General features: G+C 40.6%; 2 protein-coding genes. Both read right to left on the reverse strand.

What is annotated here, in order from left to right:
* Window positions 1-16 precede the first annotated feature (16 nt).
* Window positions 17-487 carry an IS5/IS1182 family transposase gene (locus MF4642_RS16530; RefSeq protein ID WP_017482311.1) on the reverse strand — a complete coding sequence of 157 codons (471 nt, stop codon included), beginning with the start codon at window positions 485-487 and terminating at the stop codon, window positions 17-19.
* Window positions 435-830, reverse strand: a complete 396-nt coding sequence (locus tag MF4642_RS16535; protein ID WP_078426877.1) for a transposase family protein — start codon at window positions 828-830, stop codon at window positions 435-437. Before MF4642_RS16535 ends, MF4642_RS16530 begins: the two co-directional genes overlap by 53 nt.
* Window positions 831-917 lie beyond the last annotated feature (87 nt).

Consider the following 917-nt stretch of genomic DNA (forward strand, 5'->3'; position numbering starts at 1 on the left):
AGATGTCTTTCATAAATCATTTTTTACTCAGCTCCAAGTTGTAGATTCCAGCGATTAAATTGAATCTCAAACCAAGCCTTTTACCTCTATTTCGATAACGCTCAGCAAGAATTTTGAAGGTTTTCAGGCTGCCAAATACATGCTCAATTCCGATTCTTCTTTTATTGATTTCTTGATTATAGATTTTCAATTCAGGATCCAATTTACAGTGTCTTTTGGCTTTTAATGGCAACAGGCTATTCGGATACAACACATAAATCCCCTGATAGCCTTTATCTGCAAGGATAAAAGCCCCAAAAGGAATCTGGTTTAAATTGCGTTTGAACAACTCGAAATCATGCACTGCACCGCGACTGGTACATAAACTCATAATTTGCTGAGTTTTGTAGTGAATCATGGCCTGTACTTTAAAGGTATAGGTCTTTTTCTTGCCGCTATAGCTTTTCTTCTGTTTTTTTAGGTCTTTGGATTGGAATTTCCGTGGCATCCACGATCACAACATTCCAGTCGATGCCTTCGCCCTCGGGTAAATCTTTGGGTAAATTAAACAGATTGGACCGAATCAGGCAGTCTTCAACATGACGGACAATTCTTGAGGCTGTGGGCTCTGAAACCCCGTAACTCGTCGCAACGTGAAATAAGGTTCGGTATTCCCGCCAATAGCTCAGACAGAGCAGAACCTGATCCTCCAGGCTTAACTTGGGCGGTCTGCCTTTGGCAGAGACATGCTTCTGCAATTGCTCAACCATCAAATAGAAAGTTGACCATGAGATGCCTGTGTATCGCTTGAACTGAGTATCAGAAAGCTTGTTTGAATCGATGTATTTCATCCGCAGATTATGCACGAATGCCAAGAAATCCGGAGTGCAAATATTAACCAAAAAGAAGGTCGTTTTTTGATTTATGAAAGAGATCTA

Source organism: Acinetobacter sp. MF4642 (assembly GCF_002018925.1).
GTDB lineage: Bacteria > Pseudomonadota > Gammaproteobacteria > Pseudomonadales > Moraxellaceae > Acinetobacter > Acinetobacter johnsonii.